Here is an 18,815-nt window from a genome sequence, read left to right as displayed (position 1 = left end):
TCCCCCTGTATTTCAACACAGGGGGAAATAAATTCACAGCCGTTTACGACTTGTCGGTGATGTGATAACCGCCGCCCAGCGCGGAGGTCAACTGAATGCTGGCATCTACCCACTGGCCATGCAAACGCAGAGCGCTGATTCGCTCCTGTAAGGCTGGCAGTTTCGCCAGACTCACCTTAGACCCTGGAATAATCCCGGCATTCATCCGCGCCTGCGCCAGATTCACCACGCGCTGCGCGTCTTTCTCAACCTGCGCTTGCTGCTGGTTTTTCGCCATCAGCGTTTCGACCTGGCTGGCGGTTTTCGCCACCTGATTCACCGCATCAACAACCGCTTTGTTGTATTTCGCCACCGACAGATTATTCTGCGCGCTGGCAATATCGAGGTTTGCATTCAGACGACCGCTGTCGAAGATTGGCAGCGTCAACCCTGCGGTCACGCCCATCTGATTCGCAGAATGGCGGAACAGATCGCTCAAGTGCAGCGCGTCCTGCTGCAGGAAGGCCATCAGGTTGATGTCCGGATAGAATGCCGCTTTCGCCGCGTCAATTTCACTGAGCGAGGCTTCGATATACCAGTGCGCTTCCTGTAAATCCGGGCGGCGAGCCAGCAGATCATAGCCTAACTGCGACGGCATTTTGCTGGCCACGGCGGGCAGCTCAACCTTGCGCAGATTCAGCGACTGGCTTTGGCTATTGGTCAGCGCCATCAGCCGCGCCTCAATCTCTTTCATGTTGCCTTCAACGTCGGCCAACTGCTGATCCGTTTTGCTGACGTTGATATCGTTTTCGGCCCCTTCGGCGGAGTTAGTAATTCCGTGCTCAAACAACGCGGTGTCGACGCTAACGATATTATTTTGTTCGCTTTTCACTTGCTCAAGAACGCTGTGGATGGCGGCTTCGGTCTGCCACTGCCAGTACAGACGCGCCACGCTGCTGGAGAGCAACTCGCGAGTTTGCGCCTGCTCGGCCACCTGCGCTTTCACTTCCCCAATGCGCGCTTTCACTTGAGCACGGTTTTTCCCCCACAGGTCGAGATCCCAACCGGCGGTCAAGCCGAAAGTCCCGTTGGTGTACCATGGCCCGGTATTACCGTCTAAGTCGGTGGCAAACGGGCCCATCAGCCCTTCTGCCGACATTTTCTGTCGCTCAAGGTCCGCGCCGAAATCCACTTCGGGGCCCAGCGACGACTTCGACATCCGGGCCTGCGCTTCCGCCAGCTTAATGCGTTGATCGGCAATTTGCATATCTGGCGCATTCGCCAGCGCGCGGCTAATCAAGTTATTGAGCTGGGCGTCGTGATAGTCTTGCCACCAGTTGCTCTGCGGCCAGCCATTTTTCACTGCGGCGGGTAAATCCGTCGCCACGCTGGAGGCCGGAGCCTGCTGCTTAATTGGGCTGCCAATATCGTGCGACGGCGCGCAGCCAGCTAGCGCGATGAGCAGGGGCAAGCCCGACAGCACGCTTTTTTTCAGAGTCAAGTTCATGTGATAGGTCGGTTACAAAAGAAGGAAAGTGATAATAATTTAAATGAATCAAATCCTTTTAGTAAAGCGTGTGGGAACATAAATAGACATACTTAAAAACAGCTAATAACACTTTAGCGTCATGGAGTGAACATGAGTCAGAACATCTACGACGACCCGAACTTTTTCGCAGGCTACGCCACGCTCGACCGTTCGGTGAAAGGACTGGACGGCGCGCCAGAGTGGCCTGCAATCCAGCAAATGCTGCCGCCGCTCGCCGGTTTACGCACGGTTGATCTCGGCTGCGGTTACGGCTGGTTTTGCCGCTGGGCGCGCGATCAGGGTGCCACAGACGTTATCGGCTTCGATCTTTCCAGCCGTATGCTGGCACGCGCGCAGGAGATGACCGATGGCGAAGGCATTACCTACCGCTGTGAAGATCTACAAAACTTAACGCTTGCCGCCAACAGTTGCGACCTGGTGTACAGTTCGCTGGCGTTGCACTATCTGCCCGATATTGCCCCGCTGTTGGCCACCGTTTACCAGGCGCTGACGCCAGGCGGCGTGCTGGTGTTCTCCGCCGAGCATCCGATCTACACCGCGCCGTTGCAGCAGGGCTGGCGGCTGGACGAGAACGGGCAAAAAAGCTGGCCGGTGAGTCACTATCAGCAGGAGGGTGAACGCATCAGCAACTGGTTTGCCGACGGCGTGAAGAAACAGCACCGCAAGCTCGCCAGCTGGATTAACGCGCTGATTGCCGCCGGGCTGGTGATAGAGCATGTGGATGAATGGGGGCCATCGGCAGAACAGATTGCCGCCAATCCGGCGCTGGATGAAGAGAAAGAGCGGCCGATGATTTTCCTGCTGCGGGCCCGCAAACCGGCGTGAATATTGCCGGATGGCGGCTACGCCTTATCCGGCCTACGGAGCGTTAGCATTGTAGGCCGGATAAGCGCAGCGCCATCCGGCAATTCACCGAAGCTTACGCTTTCAGACTCGCGCCGTTGGTGGCAATCACCTCTTTATACCAGTCAAAGCTTTTCTTCTTGCTGCGCGCAAGCGTACCGGTGCCATCATCATGCCGATCGACGTAGATAAAACCGTAGCGTTTGGACAGCTCGGCTTTCGACGCGCTGACAAGGTCAATCGGCCCCCAACTGGTAAAGCCCATCAATTCAACGCCGTCTTCAATCGCCTCTCGCGCCTGCACCAGGTGATCGTTCAGGTAGCTAATGCGGTAGTCATCGTTAATGCTGCCGTCAGCTTCCACTTTGTCTTTCGCCCCTAAGCCGTTTTCAACAATAAATAGCGGCTTCTGATAGCGATCCCACAGCACGTTCAGCAGCGTGCGCAGGCCCAGCGGGTCGATCTGCCAACCCCATTCCGAACTTGCCAGGTGCGGGTTCGGCACCATATTGAGAATATTACCGCGCGCCTGGTTATTCAGCGCGTCATCGGCGGTCACGCAGCCGGTCATGTAGTAGCTGAAGGAGACAAAATCGACGGTGGTGCGCAGCGCCTCACGGTCGGCGTCGGTGATCTCCAACGCGATACCGTTATCGCGGAAATAACGCAGCATATAGCCCGGATAAGCGCCGCGACACTGCACGTCGCCAAAGAACTGCCAGCTGCGGTTTTCCTGTAGCGTTTTAAATACATCTTCCGGTTTGCAGCTCAGCGGGTACATCAGGCCGCCCAGCAGCATATTGCCGATTTTGCCTTCCGGCACGATCTCGTGGCAGGCTTTAACCGCCAGCGCGCTGGCCACCAGCTGATGATGAATCGCCTGATAGATTTCACCCTTGCTGCTGCCCGCCGGCAGGCCCACGCCGGTCAACGGCGCGTGTAGCGACATGTTGATTTCGTTGAAGGTCAGCCACAGTTTGACCTTGCCCTTATAGCGCTCAAATACCGTACGCGCGTAGCGTTCAAAGAAATCAATCACCTTGCGGTTGCCCCAGCCGCCGTAGTTTTTCACCAGCGCCCACGGCATCTCGTAGTGCGAGAGCGTCACCAGCGGCGTGATGTTGTGACGGGCCATCTCGTCGAACAGCTTATCGTAGAAGGCCAGCCCGGCTTCGTTCGGCTGCGCGTCATCGCCGTTCGGGAAAATACGCGTCCAGGCAATCGAAACGCGCAGGCAGTTAAAGCCCATTTCCGCAAACAGAGCGATATCTTGCGGATAACGGTGATAGAAATCGATGGCGATATCTTTAATACCGCTGTCGCCCGTGACGCGCTCAACCACCTCGCCAAAAATGCCCTTAGGCTGGACATCGGACGTTGACAATCCTTTGCCATCTTCCAGATATGCGCCCTCAACCTGGTTTGCCGCGGTCGCGCCGCCCCAAAGGAACGTCTGTGGGAATGTTTTCATCTCTCTCTCCTGTGATTAATGCTGTACGGTTAACAGCGGCTGACCGGCGCTTACCGCGCTGGCGGCAACAATATCCAGCTCCGGATAGTCATCGCTGTTGCTGATAATAATCGGCGTCGCCAGGTCGTAACCGGCGTCCAGAATCATCTGGCGGTCGAAGGTTAAGAGCAGATCGCCCGCCTGAATTTTGTCGCCCTCTTTGACGTGGGCGGTGAACGGCGCGCCGTCGAGCTTAACGGTGTCGATCCCCACGTGGATCAGCAGTTCAATCCCGCTGTCGCTCAATAAACCGATGGCATGTTTGGTCTGAAAAATAGACGCCACCTCACCGCTAAACGGCGCGATCACGTTGCCTTCGCTCGGGATAATCGCCACGCCCTTGCCGAGCAGCCCGCTGGCGAACGTGCTGTCCGGCACCTGATCCAGCGCCAGCACGGTGCCGGTCATTGGCGACAACACGTCATTTTCACCGGCTTTCACGACCGCCATCGGCTCAATCGTTTTACGCGGTAATCCGGCAAAGAAGGTCAGCGCACAGGCGAGAATAAAGGCCACTGCGGTGCCAATAAGCCCACCCCACACGCTGGCATCAATACCGCCTGGCGGGATCATCTGCGCGGGGAAGAAGATGTTCGGCAGACCGAACGAGAATGCGTAGCTATTGCTGAACGCGGTAATCGCCCCGCCCAACGCGCCGGCCACGCAGCCAAAAATAAACGGGCGACGCAGCGGGAGCGTCAGGCCATAAATCGCCGGTTCGGTGATACCAAAAAGTCCTGCGGAAAACGCCGATCCCGCCAGCACTTTCTGACGCATATCGCGGGTAGCAAGAAAAATACCCAGCACCGCCCCCACCTGCGCCAGCACCGCGGGGAGAATGATAGGTAGCATGGAGTCGTGGCCAAGGACGGTCATGTTATTGATCATCAGCGGCACCAGCCCCCAGTGCAGGCCAAAGATCACACAAACCTGCCACAACCCGCCCAATGCGGCCCCGGCCAGCCACGGCGTGACTTCGTACACCACCTGGTAGCCGTTCGCCAGCATATGGCTGAGCCAGGTCGCCACCGGGCCAATAATCAGGAAGGTCAGCGGTACCACAATCGCCAGACAAATCGCCGGGGTGAAGAAGTTTTTCATCGCCGACGGCAGCAGCGCGTTGCTGCGCCGTTCAATCCAGCAGCTGACCCACGCGGCGAGAATAATCGGGATAACCGACGAGCTGTAGTTGATAAACGTCACCGGGATCCCGAGAAAATATTCGGCGCTCGCTCCCGGTGCCTGCGCGGCTTCGAAGGCCTGAATCATCAAGGGATGCGTTAACGCGCCGCCAATCACCATCGAGATAAACGGATTACCACCGAACTTCTTCCCGGCGGTATAGCCAAGAAACAGCGGGAAAAAGAAGAACAGCGCATCGCTGGCGGCAAACCAGATTTTGTAAGTCGCCTGTTCAGGGTTAAGCCAGCCGCACACCACCGCCAGCGCCAGCAGCCCCTTCAGCAGACCCGTCGCCGCCATCACGCCGATAAACGGGGCAAAAATACCGGAAACCACGTCAATCACCTGGCCGAGGAGAGAGGTTTTTTCCCCCTTCACCGCTACCGGTTCGCTGTCATCGGTGATCCCCGCTTCATAGCGCACCGCCTGCCAGACGTCGTGGACGTGGTTGCCAATCACAACCTGAAACTGACCGCCGCTCTCCACCACCATGATGACGCCCGGGTTGGCCTTCAGCGCTTCAGCATCCGCCTTACCGCTCTCTTTAAGCTTAAAACGCAGCCGCGTGGCGCAGTGAACCAGACTCACAATATTCTCTTTGCCACCAACGTGGCTGAGAATATCCTGCGCGAGTGCTTTGTATTCCATGCAATATTCCTTGACCGAGTATTAAAAACAAAAAAACCCGAGAACGACGCCGGTAAGACGTCGCGCTCAGGTTTTGCCTGCATGATGCAGTAACAATCCAGTTGTGGAAGGGCTAACGCCCCTCTTTTCTCACCCGTTCAATGTGAATGGCGAGAAACATAATTTCTTCCGTCGTCAGCGACCGCTGGTAGCTGTTTTGCAAATGCAGGGCGACGGTCTCCGCGCACTTCCACGCTTTGGCGTAGTTGTCCTTCACCGCGCTGTGCAGCTCTGCGTCGTCGTCTTCTACCACCGTTCGCGTGAGCATCCGCTGGGCGAAAAACTTCAGGTGAGTCACGAAGCGTTGATAGCTTAACGACTCTTCGTTGTACTCCAGCCGCAGCTGATACTTCACCAGTTGCAAAATTTCCTGCATTACCCGGGTGACGTGCATCACTTCCGGCATTTCACTGTTGAGCTGCGCGGTCACCAGATGCAGGGCGATAAACCCGGCTTCATCTTCCGCTAGCTCAACGCCGAGACGCTGGGCAATCAGCGCCCGCGCCTCCTGGCCCAGGGCAAACTCTTTCGGGTAGAGCCGTTTGGTCTCCCACAGCAGCACGTTGCGCAGCGCGACGCCGTTTTTCTGCCGCTCAATGGCAAAATGGCAGTGATCGGTCAGCGTGATGTAGACGCTTTCCTGCAATTTTCCGAGCCGCTCGCGCGCTCGTTCGATGATCCGGTCGCAGGTGGTCATCACCTCCAGCGGGATCTGACTGAGTAATTCACCTAAACGCCCCGCCAGCTCATCGCTTTGCAGGGCAAAAATTTTCTCGATTTTCGACTCATCCAATAAGTCCCCGGCGCGTTTCTGAAAGGCTAGCCCTCGCCCCATCACCACCTGCTCACGCCGGTGTTCATCCAGAACCACCACCACATTATTATTAAGAACTTTGGCGATCTGCATTTATGAACCCCAGAAACAAAAAAACCTGACTCCTGACAAACGTCAGATAATCAGGTTTTGCCTGCCGTAGCAGTAACAATCGGCTACGAGTATTTCATTTAACGGTCGCTTTGCTCAATGGAGCGACGGGAAAATTGTGATGCAGATCGGATACTTTATGCCTGCCAGTCGTGAATCGCCCGGGCAATCAGTTTCGATTCCTGCAACGCGCGTACGGCAGTAAACAGCTCGGTGGCTTCAGCGTACTCTTTGCGCAGATAGCCCAACCACTGCTTAATGCGCGCCACATGGTACAACCCGGTATCGCCCTGCTTTTCCAGATAGGCATATTTTTTCAGTAAATCGACCACCTGCGGCCACGGCAGCCGCGGCTCGTTGTATTTGATAACCCGGCTGAGGTTTGGCACGTTCAGCGCGCCGCGACCAATCATCACCGCGTCGCAACCGGTCACGGCCATGCACGCCTGCGCGCTGTCGTAATCCCAGATCTCACCGTTAGCAATAACCGGAATGGAAAGCCGCTGGCGGATATCGGCAATCGCCTGCCAGTTGATGCGCTCGGCCTTATAGCCATCTTCTTTGGTGCGCCCGTGCACCGCCAATTCAGTGGCCCCTGCCTGCTGCACCGCGTCGGCAATTTCAAACTGCCGCGCGCCGCTGTCCCAGCCCAGACGCACTTTAACCGTTACCGGCAGATGCGCCGGCACCGCTTCGCGCATGGCTTTTGCGCCCTGATAGATAAGCTCCGGGTCTTTTAGCAGCGTGGCCCCGCCGCCGCTGCCGTTAACGGTTTTCGACGGGCAGCCGCAGTTGAGATCCACGCCCCAGGAACCGAGATCCACCGCGCGGGCGGCGTTCTCCGCCAGCCACTCGGGATATTGCCCCAGCAGTTGGATACGCACGCGGGTGCCGGAAGGCGTGCGGCTCTCGTTATGCAGTTCCGGACAGAGCTTGTAGAACGATTTTACCGGCAGCAGTTGGTCCACCACGCGCAGAAATTCGGTGATGCACAGATCGTAATCATTCACTTCGGTCAGCAGCTCGCGCACTAAGGAATCGAGCACGCCTTCCATCGGTGCCAGTAAAACACGCATATTGTTATCCGGAAAAAAAAGAGGCGCTATGGTAACGTCTTAGTATGCCGCTTTCCACTGCCAGTCGACACATCAGGAGGTGAATAATGAATACCAGGGATATCCAGCTAAAGCGTATCCAGCCGCCACGCGGCTTCAGCGACGTACCGCCGGTCACGCTGACCGATGCCACCCTGCTTGAGCGCAAAACGAAGCTGCTCGAACGGATGCAGGAAGAGCGTTTTGACGCGCTGATCATTTACGCCGATAAAGAGCACGGCAGTAATTTTGAATACCTGACCGGATTTATCCCGCGTTTTGAGGAAGGTCTGCTGGTGCTGCATAAATCCGGGCACGCCACCGCGATCCTCGGTAACGAAAACCTGAAGATGGCGGCTCATTCACGTATTCCGCTCACGTTAAAGCACTGCCCGCTGTTCTCGCTGCCGAATCAGCCAATGGATAACGAAAAACCGCTGGCACAACTGTTTAGCGAAACAGGGCTGAGCGCGATGTCGAAAGTGGGCCTCGTGGGCTGGAAGATGTTTACGGCGGCCGGGAGCGACAACACGAAGCTGTTTGACCTGCCGTGGTTTATCGTCGACGCAATAAAACAGAGCACTCACGCCGAGTTGATTAACGCCGCGCATCTGTTTATTGGCGGCGACAAAGGGGTGAGAGTGGTGAATAACGCCAACGAAATCGCCCATTATGAGTACGGCGCGAACCTGGCTTCTCGCTGCATGCTGGCGGCGCTGGATGCTGTTGAGGTGGATATTCGTGAGGTGGAGCTGGGCGCGTTGCTCGCCGCCGAAGGGCAGGCACCGTCAGTCGTCACCATCGCCGCAACCGGGCAGCGTTTTGAGAAGGCTAACCTCTACCCTTCATGGAAAAAGGTCGAGCGCGGCCAGCCGCTGTCGATGACCACCGGGTTTAAGGGCGGGCTGTCCAGTCGAACCGGGTTTGTCATTGCCGATGAAAGCGAGCTGCCGGAAAACCAGCGCGATTATTTAGACCGGGTGGCAAAGCCTTACTTCGGCGCGGTAGCAACGTGGCTTGAACATATTAAGATCGGTATGTCGGGCAACGAGCTGTACGATTTAGTCGAACGCGTGCTGCCAAAAGCGCAATACGGCTGGCATCTGAATCCGGGGCATTTGAGCGCCGATGAAGAGTGGATGTCGTCACCGGTTTATCCTGACTCCGCCGAGACGCTGAAAAGCGGCATGATCGTGCAGATCGATATTATTCCGTCGGTGCCGGGGTATACCGGGGTGAGCGCCGAAGAGAGCGTGGCGCTGGCGGACGCGGCGTTGCAGCAGCAGATCGCGCGGGATTATCCGCAACTGTGGGCGCGTATCGAGGCGCGCCGGGCGTATATTCGCGAGACGTTGCATATTGCGTTGAGCGATGACGTGATACCGCTCTCTAACGCCGTGGGGTATCTGCGGCCGTTTATGCTGGCGAAAGATAAGGCGCTGGTGGGTTAGTTTGCGGCCCATTCAGCTACCTCTCCCTGAATCGAGGGACAGGGCCTGATATCTGTCAGTAAGGTGAAGGGTTCCGTTCACTTTACGTCAGGCGGAACATGAGGTCTTTTCACCGGTGAACGGGCCAAGGGGGGCGGCGGCGACTGGCCGCCCCTTGCGCGCTCCCTGCGCCCGTGCAATTTATATGGCGAGAACTGAATAAGGAGCGCAACGGTGTGAGAAATCCAAATACACCTCTCCCTCGCTGATAGCTATCATCGAGAACTTGTGTATAAGAGACAGCCCTGAAAAGAGAGAGAGCCCATCGTGGCAACCGCGGCTATCGCGGTTCCAGACAGTTATCTTCTTTCCAGCCGTACAGCCACTCAATCCCACGGTAAAACTCGTCCTGGGTTTTCCCTTTCCACAGCAGGTTACGCACCTGACGCTCAACGCCCGCCGCATGATACAGGCGACCCATTTCGCGGGTGGACCAGACGATACGTGCGGTACGCGAAATACGCACAGACTCGTACAGTGCAAACGCGCGGGCGGCATCACCGTCACACTGCGTCAACGCTTTGCCAAGCGTCACCGCATCTTCCAGCGCCATGCAGGCGCCCTGCGCCATATACTGGGCTACCGGGTGTGCGGCATCGCCCACCAGCGTAATGCGATCGTTACCCCACTTCTCCACCGGCTCGCGGTCGGCGGTGGACCAGCGTCGCCAGGAGGTCGGTTTGTCCAGCATCTGGCGCGGACGCGGGTGGATGCCTTTGAAGTACGACATCACTTCTTCTTTACTGCCGTCGCGCACGCCCCACTCTTCCGTCTCGCGGCTGTGGAAGGTCACGACCAGGTTGTACTGTTTACCGCCGCGCAGCGGATAGTGCACCAGGTGACAGTGTGGGCCTGCCCACAGCACCGGCGCGTTGATGCGCAGGTCTTCCGGCATATCGTCGCGTTCCACCACCGCGCGGTACACCACGTGACCGGTGACGCGCGGCGTATCGCCGAGCAGGCTCTGACGCACCACAGATTTCACGCCGTCGCAGCCGATCAGAATATCCGCCGTCCAGCTATTGCCCCTATCATCAAATACGGTGACATCATCCGCCGTCTGACGAATGTCCACTACATGAGTGGAAGTGCGATATTTCACGCCAGGATGCTGGAGTGCCGCTTCCCAGACCGTGGCATGGATATCCACACGGTGAATAACCGCATACGGGCCGCCGAAGTGATCGCGGAACGCCTGTCCCGTCTCGATATGGATCACCTCTTCACCGTTGACCGCATCCATCATCGTGATGTGATCGGTAAAGACCGCACGCTGACGGGCGACGTCGCCTACGCCCAGGCTATCGAGCGCGGAAAACGCGTTCGGCCCCAGCTGGATCCCGGCGCCAATTTCGCCGATCTCATGCGCCTGTTCCAGCAGCATCACCTGAATGCCCTGACGCGCCAGCGACAGCGCGGTGGCCGCACCGCCAATACCGCCGCCGACAATGATTGCACGCGTGACTTTTGCCATGATAATTCTCCTTTTTTGACTACGCCGGGATCTTGTCCTGCTGGTTTTCCGGAGCGGCGGCGATAAACGCCGGCAGCGCCGTACAGGCGTCATAGACCGCTTTACAGCGCGGGAATCCGCTCAGATCGCAGCCCATTCGCTCGGCGTTAGCCCACTGCGGCACCAGGCAGCAGTCGGCGAGCGTCGGCGCATCGCCAAAACAAAACGCCCCGGATTGGCTTCGACGCAGCAGCTGTTCAACCGCGCTTAGCCCCTGCTGGATCCAGTGTGCATACCAGCGTTTTTTCTCTTCTTCACTGACCTTCAGCTCATCGCTGAGGTAACGCAATACGCGCATGTTGTTGATGGGGTGGATGTCGCAACAGATGGCGTACACCACTTCCAGCACGCGCATGCGCTGCGGATCGTTCGCCGGTAGCAGCGGCGTCTGCGGGAAATGTCTGTCCAGCCAGTCAATAATCGCCAGCGATTGCCCCAGCGACTCACCGTCGTCGGTAATCAGCGCAGGTACCAGCCCCACCGGGTTCAGGCGGCGGTACTCCAGCGCGTTCTGCTGGCCGATGCGGATGTTGACGCCTACCGTCTGGTGGTCAATGCCCTTCAGCGCCATCGCAATACGGACGCGGTAAGAGGCCGAACTATTAAAAAAACTGTACAGCTTCATCAGTCACCTCAAACAATTTTCACCGCGATGGGCGTTAACCCTTCGACGTTACCGGTGATGGTTTCGCCCTTCACCACCGCGCCCACGCCTTCCGGCGTTCCGGTGAAGATCAGGTCGCCCGGTTGCAGCTCGAAGAAGCCGGACAGATAGCTGATGGTCTCTTTCACATCCCAAATCAGATGTTCAATATCGCTGCGCTGGCGATCTTTGCCATCAACCTGCAGCCAGATTGGCGCTTTTTCCAGCGACGGCGCGTCGGCGACTTTATGCAGCGGCGCAATCGGCGCAGAGAGGTCAAACGCCTTGCCGATTTCCCACGGACGGCCCATCTGGCGCATCTCCATCTGGCGGTCGCGGCGGGTCATATCCAGACCGGTGGCGTAGCCCCAGATGTACTCTTCGGCTTTTTCCAGCGGGATATCGCTTCCTTTTTTACCAATGGCAACCACCAGCTCAATTTCATAGTGATAGTTGTCGGTCTGCGCCGGGTAGGCCAGGTTCAGGGTTTCGCCCGCGGCAACGGGGACCACCGCATCGGCCGGTTTGCAGAAGAAGAACGGCGGTTCGCGATCCGGATCAAAGCCCATTTCACGGGCGTGAGCGGCATAGTTACGGCCTACGCAGTAAACGCGGCGTACCGGGAACTGCTCATCGCTGCCAACAACCGGAATAGCTACCGGGGCCTGGGGTTCAAATACGTATTTGCTCATTTTTCTTCTCCTGATTAATAGCGCGCTTCGCGGAACAGACCCAGGGCTTCCTGGACAGGTCGGTCCGAGAAACTGAATAGCACGGTCTCTTCGGGCGTGTTGAACGACACGTTGTGCCAGGTCGGCACAACAAAAATATCTTTCGCTTTAAAGCTGAAGGTCTGCTCACCGATGGTCACTTCGCCGCTGCCTTCCACCACGTGGTAGATGGTGCTGTCGGTGGTCCGCGCCTGACGCGACTGGAAGCCTTTCGGCAGCAGTTGCAGGAAAGCGCCCATCGACGGCATCGGGTAGCCGCCGGTGACGGGGTTGACGTAACGCATCTTGTAGCCATCCCACTCGTCGGCCTCGCCCAGACGCATCAGGTCATGCAGCGCCTCGCGGCTGCGGTCATAGCGGTAGTTGAAAATCGGCGATGAGTTGCCCACCTGGTGGCGCAGCGGCAGCATGTTGGCGGCGTAGCGCGGCAGGTAATCCCCCTCTTTACGCGTCACCGGCTGCTGTTCCTCCGGGTAATCTTCGGCAAAGCCGCAGCCGAGATAGTTCACCAGCGGCAGGTCAAGACCGTCGAGCCAGATAACCGGTTCGTCGCCCGGGTTGCCGTGGTCGTGCCAGCGCCACTGCGGGGTGAGGATAAAGTCGCCGGGGCTCATCTGGGTACGCTCGCCGTCGACGGCGGTGAACGCGCCATGACCTTCCACCACAAAACGCAGCGCCGACTGGTTATGACGATGGCTTGGCGCCACTTCGCCCGGCATGATCAGCTGCAGGCCCGCATACAGCGACGAGGTAATCGATGACTGACCGCGCAGGCCTGGGTTTTCCAGCACCAGCACGCGGCGCACCGCCTCTTTGGCGCCAATCAGCGTGCCGCTTTCCAGCAGCAGCGGGCGAATTTCCTGGTAGTTCCAGTAGGCCGGTGCGCAGTTGGCGTTCGGCGTTTTAGGCACCAGGTGATGCAACGATTCCCACAGCGGCGTCAGGTTTTGCCCGGAAATGTGCTGGTAGAACTGTTGGCGATCGTGTTTTACATCCGCGGTCATTATTATTCTCCTTAACTTTTCACCGCGCCCATGACGGGCTGCGATTCGGGTACTCGGGATGACTGGCGTACGACCAGCGTCAGCAATGTCAGCATGACGGCGCTAACGGCGGCCGGTACGGCAATCACAAAGAACAGGGTGTCGAATGAGAAATTCATCGCCATCATCATGCCGCCGGAGACCGAACCGACGATGGCGCCACAGCGGCCAATGGCGTTGGACCAGCTCACGCCGGTGGCGCGGCTTTGCGTGGGATAGAGCGTCGCGGTCAGCGCGTTAAGCCCCACCTGCGACCCGCTGATACCGATGCCGGTGCCAAAAATCGCCAGCGCCATCAGCCACAAACCGTTTTCGCTCAGGCCAATCATCACAATGCATACCGCCCCCAACGCATAGCTGACGGCCAGCACCCAGAACGGATTGAATTTATCCATCAGCACGCCCAACAACAGCGCGCCCAGCGTACCGCCGACCTGGAACGCCGCCGTCACCCACGAGGCGTGTTGCAAATCGATACCACGATGGTTCAACAGCGTCGGCATCCAGCTCGAAAGCAGGTAGATGATCAGCAAACTCATAAAGAACACCACCCACAGCATCAGCGTGATGGTGAGCTGACGCCCGGTGAACAGTTGGCTGATGCTGCCCTTTTGCGTGGCGGCGGGCTCATCCAGCCAGAACTCGGTGTCTTCGTAGCGCTCGCCGGTCATGGCACTGAGCGTACGGCTGATTTGTGCTGGCGGACGCTGACGACGGACCAGCCAGCGCGGCGACTCCGGCAGCGCGACCAGCAGGCCGAAGAACAGCGCCAGCGGCAGCACGCCGCCCAGCACCAGAATGCCGTGCCAGCCAATCACCGCCACCAGCTGCGCGCTGACGATACCGCCGAGCGCCGAACCGAGGGTAAAGCCGCAGAACATCAGGGTGACCAGCGCACCGCGACGGCGGGACGGTAGATATTCCGAGGTCATAGTAATGGTGTTAGGCATCGCGCCGCCGAGGCCGAGGCCGGTTAAGAAGCGCAGTACAATTAACATTTCCAGATTGGGCGAGAAGGCGGACAACAGGCTGAAGAGGCCGAACAGCGCGACGCACCATTCAATCACCCGTTTACGCCCAAGCTTGTCGGAGAGCGGGCCACACAGCAGCGCGCCTGCAGTCAGGCCCAGCAAACCGGCGCCAAACAGCGGGGCAAGATCGGCGGCGCTCAGTTGCCAGTGTTCACGAATGGCCGGGGCGATAAAGCCGATGGCGGCGGTATCAAACCCGTCCATCATCACCACCAGGAAACAGCAAATAATGACGCGCCACTGCATCGCGCCGATAGGGGCGGCGTCGATTAGCGCCTGAAGTTCACGTCGTTGCGTCATAGGGAGGGCCTCGGTAAATGCAGGTTATCCATTTCGCCGTTCGCGCGTCTGGCCCGAACGGCACAGGGTAAGATGTTTCTTTTTTTGCTTTTATGTTGCCATTTTGTGATAAGAGAAATGAGTTGTACAATGGCATTTCATGCTTAACCATAACCTGGAGGTTATACCTGATGGCGGACTGGACGCAGAAACTGAAGCTACATCATTTGTATATCCTGGTGGCGCTCGGCGAGCAGGGAAATCTCACCCAGGTGGCGAAAAGAATGCACATCACGCAGCCCGCGCTGTCGAAGTGGCTGACCCAGTTTGAGGAAGAGTTGGGTCTGATGCTGTTCGAGCGGCACAGTAAAGGGTTACGTCCGTCGGAAGGGGGCAAGTTGCTGCTTCAGCACGCCCAGCGGTTGATCAACGATATCGAACGTTCGCAGTTTGAGATGGAGCGCTTTAAGCAAGGCGGGCTGGTCGGCAGCCTGAAAATTGGCTGCTCGCCGGTGGCCACCGACTGCGTTTCCCAGGCGATTTTCCCACTGCTGGCCGAAATGCCGACGCTACATCTGAATATTGAAGAAAAGGTAATGACGCCGCTGCTGCATGATTTACAGTCCGGCGTGGTGGATGTGGTGGTGGGGCGTATCGGCGGCCGGGCGCTGGAACTGCCGCTGAACTATGAAGTGCTGTATACCGAACCGGTGTGCTTTGTGGCGCGCACCGACCATCCGCTGGCGCGCCTCCCCAGCCTGACCTGGAACGATCTGGCCCCGTGGCGCTGGATAGTCTGGCCAAACGGCACGCCCATCCGCCAGAGTATCGATAATGCGCTAGTGGAAAACGGCGTGATGTTGCCGGAAAATACCATCGAATCGGCGTCCATGAACATCAGCGTTAACCTGCTGCAAAGCAGCGATATGATTTCGATTCTCTCCTTACGTCTGGCCGAACGCTATCAACGTCAGGGACAGCTCTCGATTCTGGCGCTGCCGCGCATTGAGCAGAAAGGCAGCGTTGGCGTATTCTGGCGCAAGAAAGATCTCCCGTCGCTGGCGCTGAGCCGTTTTCTCCACTTTTTATCGCATCCGGTACACCATGAGGGCTAACCCGCGGACAGATGGCTGATGTTCCGCTTATCTATATCAGCTATGCTCAGATTTCATGTTGTGATCGGTAGCACATTTCAGGGTTTAATTGTATGATGAATGCATTCCACCAAAGGTGAATCCCATGCTCAAATCACTGAATATTATCTGGCAATACCTGCGTGCATTCGTGCTGATTTACGCCTGCCTTTATGCCGGAATTTTTGTTTCTTCGCTGCTGCCCATCACCATCCCCGGTAGCATTATCGGCATGCTTATCCTGTTCGTCCTGCTGGCGTTGCAAATTCTGCCCGCCAAATGGGTCAACCCCGGTTGCTACGTGCTTATTCGCTATATGGCGCTGCTGTTTGTGCCGATTGGCGTTGGCGTGATGCAGTATTTCGCGCTGCTCAGCGCGCAGTTTGGCCCGGTGGTAGTCTCCTGCACGATCAGTACCCTGGTGGTGCTGGTCGTGGTGAGCTGGAGCTCACATCTGGTACACGGGGAACGTAACGTCGTTGGGCAAGAAGAGGCGAAAAAATAATGCTCCATTATATATGGTGGTCGCTGCCGCTGACCCTGGTTGTCTTTTTTGCCGCCCGTAAGCTGGGCGCGCGTTTCAAAATGCCGCTGCTCAACCCGCTGCTGGTTTCTATGGTGGTGATCATTCCGTTCCTGATGCTGACCGGAATCCCGTACGACCACTATTTCAAAGGCAGCGAAGTGCTGAACGATCTGCTGCAACCGGCGGTGGTCGCCCTCGCCTACCCGCTGTACGAACAGCTGCACCAGATTCGCGCGCGCTGGAAATCCATCATCACTATCTGCTTTATCGGTAGCGCGGTGGCGATGATTACCGGCACCACCGTGGCGCTGATGATGGGCGCATCGCCGCAAATTGCCGCCTCTATTCTGCCGAAATCGGTCACGACCCCGATTGCAATGGCGGTGAGCGGCAGTATCGGCGGTATTCCAGCCATTAGCGCGGTGTGTGTGATTTATGTCGGGATCCTCGGCGCGGTGTTTGGCCATACGCTGCTGAATCTGATGCGCATCACCACTAAAGCCTCACGCGGCCTGTCGATGGGCACCGCGTCGCACGCCCTCGGTACCGCCCGCTGCGCGGAGCTGGACTACCAGGAAGGGGCGTTTAGTTCACTGGCTTTGGTCATTTGCGGGATTATTACCTCGCTGATCGCACCGTTCCTGTTCCCGATTATTCTGGCGGTCGTGGGATAAAACGAGACAAATCACACATTTTTGGTTGAGATTGCATGCGTTGCACTAGCAATGAGATATTGATCACTTATTGTCGCGTTCGTGCCCCGTACACTACGATCCCATTACATTGTTATGAGGCACAACGCCATGCATCCACGTTTTCAATCTGCTTTTACGCAACTGGCGGCAGACCTGCAGACCGCTATCGCTCCGCTGTTAGCCGATCCGCACTTCCCTGCCCTGTTAAGCGCCAGGCAGGTCTCATCGCTGCAACAGGCGACGGGGTTGGACGAAGACGCGCTCGCTTTCGCGCTCCTGCCACTGGCGGCCGCTTGCGCCCGCGCAGACCTCTCTCACTTTAACGTTGGCGCGATTGCCCGCGGTGTCAGCGGCACCTGGTATTTCGGCGGCAACATGGAATTCCTTGGCGCGACCATGCAACAAACGGTTCATGCCGAGCAAAGCGCCATCAGCCATGCCTGGCTGCGCGGTGAAAAAGCGCTGCAAGCGATTACCGTCAACTACACGCCGTGCGGCCACTGCCGTCAGTTTATGAACGAGCTGAACAGCGGACTGGCGCTGCGTATCAATCTGCCGGGCCGTCAGCCACACACGTTGCAGGATTACCTGCCGGACGCCTTTGGCCCGAAAGATCTGGAGATCAAGACCCTGCTAATGGACGCACAGGATCACGGTTATCCGCTCGAGGGCGACGCACTGGCACAGGCTGCGATTCGAGCCGCGAATCAGAGCCATACCCCGTACAGCCAATCGCCGTCTGGCGTCGCGCTGGAGTTACGCGATGGCACCATTTTCAGCGGCAGCTACGCTGAAAACGCCGCGTTTAACCCAACGCTGCCACCGTTGCAGGGCGCATTGAACCTGCTGAGCCTGAACGGCTACGACTACCCGGATATTCAGCGCGCCATTCTGGCAGAACGCGCCGACGCGCCGCTGATTCAGTGGGATGCCACCGCCGCAACGCTGAAAGCGCTCGGCTGCCACAATATCGATCGCGTTCTGTTGGCATAACCCAATAAGCGTAGCGCCATCAGGCTGACTGGCGCGGATTGCCGGATGGCGGCTTTGCCTTATCCGGCCTACAAACGGTAATCCGCCTCCGTTGTCTAATTTCCCCGCAATTAAACGATGGTTTCTTGCGCTTGCCCGACGGGTAAAGTAGCCTGATGTCTCCCTCGTCCACGGTTGAGCCAAGTTCATGTTAAAGCGTGTGTTATACAGCCTGTTAGTCCTGTGCGGCCTGCTGCTGTTGACCGTGCTGGGTCTCGATCGCTGGATGAGCTGGAAAACAGCGCCCTACATCTATGACGAGCTGCAAGATCTCCCCTACCGTCAGGTGGGTGTGGTGCTCGGCACCGCGAAGTACTATCGCACCGGCGTGATCAACCAGTATTACCGTTACCGTATTCAGGGTGCTCTTAACGCCTACAACAGCGGCAAGGTTAACTATCTGCTGCTGAGCGGCGATAACGCGCTGCAAAGCTATAACGAACCGATGACCATGCGCCGCGATCTGATCAAAGCTGGCGTGGCGCCGGAAGATATCGTGCTGGATTACGCCGGCTTCCGTACGCTCGATTCCATCGTCCGTACCCGTAAAGTGTTCGACACCAACGACTTCATCATCATTACCCAGCGCTTCCATTGCGAACGCGCGCTGTTTATCGCCCTGCATATGGGCATTCAGGCGCAGTGCTATGCGGTGCCATCACCGAAAGATATGTGGAGCGTTCGTCTGCGTGAATTTGGCGCCCGCTTTGGCGCGCTGGCCGATCTTTACCTGTTTAAGCGCGAGCCGCGCTTCTTAGGCCCGCTGATCCCGATTCCTGCCCAGCAGGAAGTACCGGATGATGCGCAGGGATACCCGGCGGTAACGCCGGAGCAGCTGCTGGAACTGCAGAAGAAAAAATCCTGATAACCTCAACGCTTAAACGTAAAAAAGCCCGGTTCAAACGCCGGGCTTTTTGCCTAATGTATATG

The 18,815-nt window shown here is 57.6% G+C and carries 16 protein-coding genes and 1 pseudogene; 7 read left to right on the top strand and 10 right to left on the bottom strand.

The window, feature by feature from the left end; translation table 11 throughout:
- Window positions 1-43: 43 nt before the first annotated feature.
- Window positions 44-1,486 carry a multidrug resistance outer membrane protein MdtQ gene (gene mdtQ / locus NNN71_RS03265; RefSeq protein WP_271457875.1) on the bottom strand — a complete coding sequence of 481 codons (1,443 nt, stop codon included), beginning with the start codon at window positions 1,484-1,486 and terminating at the stop codon, window positions 44-46.
- 132 nt (window positions 1,487-1,618) lie between these two features.
- Here mdtQ and NNN71_RS03260 point away from each other — a divergent pair, with 132 nt between their 5' ends.
- Window positions 1,619-2,353: a class I SAM-dependent methyltransferase gene (locus NNN71_RS03260; protein WP_271457874.1), complete on the top strand. Its 735-nt coding sequence runs from the start codon at window positions 1,619-1,621 to the stop codon at window positions 2,351-2,353.
- 94 nt (window positions 2,354-2,447) lie between these two features.
- On the opposite strand, the gene NNN71_RS03255 is transcribed toward NNN71_RS03260, so the two are convergent.
- The 4 genes and pseudogenes from NNN71_RS03255 to dusC form a co-directional block, all read right to left on the bottom strand.
- Window positions 2,448-3,842: a glycoside hydrolase family 1 protein gene (locus tag NNN71_RS03255; RefSeq protein WP_271457873.1), complete on the bottom strand. Its 1,395-nt coding sequence runs from the start codon at window positions 3,840-3,842 to the stop codon at window positions 2,448-2,450.
- Window positions 3,843-3,857: 15 nt separating this feature from the next.
- Window positions 3,858-5,797 (bottom strand): annotated as a pseudogene (gene bglF / locus NNN71_RS03250) (PTS beta-glucoside transporter subunit IIABC).
- A gap of 26 nt (window positions 5,798-5,823) precedes the next feature.
- The gene (gene bglG / locus NNN71_RS03245) at window positions 5,824-6,657 is read right to left on the bottom strand and encodes a transcriptional antiterminator BglG (RefSeq protein WP_271457872.1); all 834 of its coding nucleotides are present in this window, start codon (window positions 6,655-6,657) and stop codon (window positions 5,824-5,826) included.
- Between the two features lie 155 nt (window positions 6,658-6,812).
- Entirely contained in the window at window positions 6,813-7,751 is a 939-nt protein-coding gene (gene dusC / locus NNN71_RS03240; RefSeq protein ID WP_271457871.1) for a tRNA dihydrouridine(16) synthase DusC, read from the bottom strand.
- Window positions 7,752-7,837: 86 nt separating this feature from the next.
- Between dusC and NNN71_RS03235 the strand changes: the two genes are divergently transcribed.
- Window positions 7,838-9,220 (top strand): M24 family metallopeptidase, encoded by a 1,383-nt coding sequence (locus NNN71_RS03235; RefSeq protein ID WP_271457870.1) that lies wholly within the window; start codon window positions 7,838-7,840, stop codon window positions 9,218-9,220.
- Window positions 9,221-9,539: 319 nt separating this feature from the next.
- On the opposite strand, the gene NNN71_RS03230 is transcribed toward NNN71_RS03235, so the two are convergent.
- The 5 genes from NNN71_RS03230 to mhbT are packed head-to-tail and all read right to left on the bottom strand — an operon-like array spanning window position 9,540 to window position 14,520.
- The gene (locus NNN71_RS03230; RefSeq protein WP_271457869.1) at window positions 9,540-10,733 is read right to left on the bottom strand and encodes a 3-hydroxybenzoate 6-monooxygenase; all 1,194 of its coding nucleotides are present in this window, start codon (window positions 10,731-10,733) and stop codon (window positions 9,540-9,542) included.
- 19 nt (window positions 10,734-10,752) lie between these two features.
- Window positions 10,753-11,397 (bottom strand): maleylacetoacetate isomerase, encoded by a 645-nt coding sequence (maiA, locus tag NNN71_RS03225; RefSeq protein WP_271457868.1) that lies wholly within the window; start codon window positions 11,395-11,397, stop codon window positions 10,753-10,755.
- Between the two features lie 8 nt (window positions 11,398-11,405).
- Window positions 11,406-12,107, bottom strand: a complete 702-nt coding sequence (locus tag NNN71_RS03220) for a fumarylacetoacetate hydrolase family protein (protein ID WP_064544141.1) — start codon at window positions 12,105-12,107, stop codon at window positions 11,406-11,408.
- A gap of 14 nt (window positions 12,108-12,121) precedes the next feature.
- Window positions 12,122-13,150, bottom strand: coding sequence for a gentisate 1,2-dioxygenase (gene gtdA, locus NNN71_RS03215; protein WP_271457867.1), 1,029 nt, complete (start codon window positions 13,148-13,150; stop codon window positions 12,122-12,124).
- An 11-nt stretch (window positions 13,151-13,161) separates the two neighbouring features.
- A complete protein-coding gene (mhbT, locus tag NNN71_RS03210; protein WP_271457866.1) occupies window positions 13,162-14,520 on the bottom strand; it encodes a 3-hydroxybenzoate transporter MhbT in 1,359 nt (452 codons plus the stop codon).
- Between the two features lie 170 nt (window positions 14,521-14,690).
- Between mhbT and NNN71_RS03205 the strand changes: the two genes are divergently transcribed.
- From NNN71_RS03205 to sanA, 5 genes are all read left to right on the top strand, one after another.
- Window positions 14,691-15,614: a LysR substrate-binding domain-containing protein gene (locus NNN71_RS03205; RefSeq protein ID WP_271457865.1), complete on the top strand. Its 924-nt coding sequence runs from the start codon at window positions 14,691-14,693 to the stop codon at window positions 15,612-15,614.
- A 124-nt stretch (window positions 15,615-15,738) separates the two neighbouring features.
- Window positions 15,739-16,137, top strand: a complete 399-nt coding sequence (locus tag NNN71_RS03200) for a CidA/LrgA family protein (RefSeq protein WP_163447614.1) — start codon at window positions 15,739-15,741, stop codon at window positions 16,135-16,137.
- Window positions 16,137-16,832, top strand: a complete 696-nt coding sequence (locus NNN71_RS03195; RefSeq protein WP_163447613.1) for a CidB/LrgB family autolysis modulator — start codon at window positions 16,137-16,139, stop codon at window positions 16,830-16,832. The genes NNN71_RS03200 and NNN71_RS03195 overlap by 1 nt, the downstream gene beginning before the upstream one ends.
- A gap of 129 nt (window positions 16,833-16,961) precedes the next feature.
- Window positions 16,962-17,846 carry a cytidine deaminase gene (gene cdd, locus NNN71_RS03190; RefSeq protein ID WP_271457864.1) on the top strand — a complete coding sequence of 295 codons (885 nt, stop codon included), beginning with the start codon at window positions 16,962-16,964 and terminating at the stop codon, window positions 17,844-17,846.
- 187 nt (window positions 17,847-18,033) lie between these two features.
- The gene (gene sanA, locus NNN71_RS03185; protein ID WP_163447611.1) at window positions 18,034-18,750 is read left to right on the top strand and encodes an outer membrane permeability protein SanA; all 717 of its coding nucleotides are present in this window, start codon (window positions 18,034-18,036) and stop codon (window positions 18,748-18,750) included.
- Window positions 18,751-18,815 lie beyond the last annotated feature (65 nt).

Origin of the sequence: Kluyvera sp. Awk 3 (assembly GCF_028069715.1) — a bacterium.
In the GTDB taxonomy this organism is placed as follows: Bacteria; Pseudomonadota; Gammaproteobacteria; order Enterobacterales; family Enterobacteriaceae; genus Kluyvera; species Kluyvera georgiana_A.
The sequence above is the reverse complement of the archived record's forward strand: the minus strand, read 5'-3'. Positions and strand labels throughout refer to the sequence as shown.

Excerpts from the sequence above, each read along its gene's own strand:
- cdd (WP_271457864.1), top strand. The coding sequence starts at position 16,962 with ATGCATCCACGTTTTCAATCTGCTTTTACGCAACTGGCGGCAGACCTG.
- NNN71_RS03230 (WP_271457869.1), bottom strand. The coding sequence starts at position 10,733 with ATGGCAAAAGTCACGCGTGCAATCATTGTCGGCGGCGGTATTGGCGGT.
- NNN71_RS03200 (WP_163447614.1), top strand. The coding sequence starts at position 15,739 with ATGCTCAAATCACTGAATATTATCTGGCAATACCTGCGTGCATTCGTG.
- NNN71_RS03205 (WP_271457865.1), top strand. The coding sequence starts at position 14,691 with ATGGCGGACTGGACGCAGAAACTGAAGCTACATCATTTGTATATCCTG.
- NNN71_RS03255 (WP_271457873.1), bottom strand. The coding sequence starts at position 3,842 with ATGAAAACATTCCCACAGACGTTCCTTTGGGGCGGCGCGACCGCGGCA.
- sanA (WP_163447611.1), top strand. The coding sequence starts at position 18,034 with ATGTTAAAGCGTGTGTTATACAGCCTGTTAGTCCTGTGCGGCCTGCTG.
- NNN71_RS03260 (WP_271457874.1), top strand. The coding sequence starts at position 1,619 with ATGAGTCAGAACATCTACGACGACCCGAACTTTTTCGCAGGCTACGCC.
- bglG (WP_271457872.1), bottom strand. The coding sequence starts at position 6,657 with ATGCAGATCGCCAAAGTTCTTAATAATAATGTGGTGGTGGTTCTGGAT.
- dusC (WP_271457871.1), bottom strand. The coding sequence starts at position 7,751 with ATGCGTGTTTTACTGGCACCGATGGAAGGCGTGCTCGATTCCTTAGTG.
- gtdA (WP_271457867.1), bottom strand. The coding sequence starts at position 13,150 with ATGACCGCGGATGTAAAACACGATCGCCAACAGTTCTACCAGCACATT.
- maiA (WP_271457868.1), bottom strand. The coding sequence starts at position 11,397 with ATGAAGCTGTACAGTTTTTTTAATAGTTCGGCCTCTTACCGCGTCCGT.
- mdtQ (WP_271457875.1), bottom strand. The coding sequence starts at position 1,486 with ATGAACTTGACTCTGAAAAAAAGCGTGCTGTCGGGCTTGCCCCTGCTC.
- NNN71_RS03220 (WP_064544141.1), bottom strand. The coding sequence starts at position 12,107 with ATGAGCAAATACGTATTTGAACCCCAGGCCCCGGTAGCTATTCCGGTT.
- NNN71_RS03195 (WP_163447613.1), top strand. The coding sequence starts at position 16,137 with ATGCTCCATTATATATGGTGGTCGCTGCCGCTGACCCTGGTTGTCTTT.
- mhbT (WP_271457866.1), bottom strand. The coding sequence starts at position 14,520 with ATGACGCAACGACGTGAACTTCAGGCGCTAATCGACGCCGCCCCTATC.
- NNN71_RS03235 (WP_271457870.1), top strand. The coding sequence starts at position 7,838 with ATGAATACCAGGGATATCCAGCTAAAGCGTATCCAGCCGCCACGCGGC.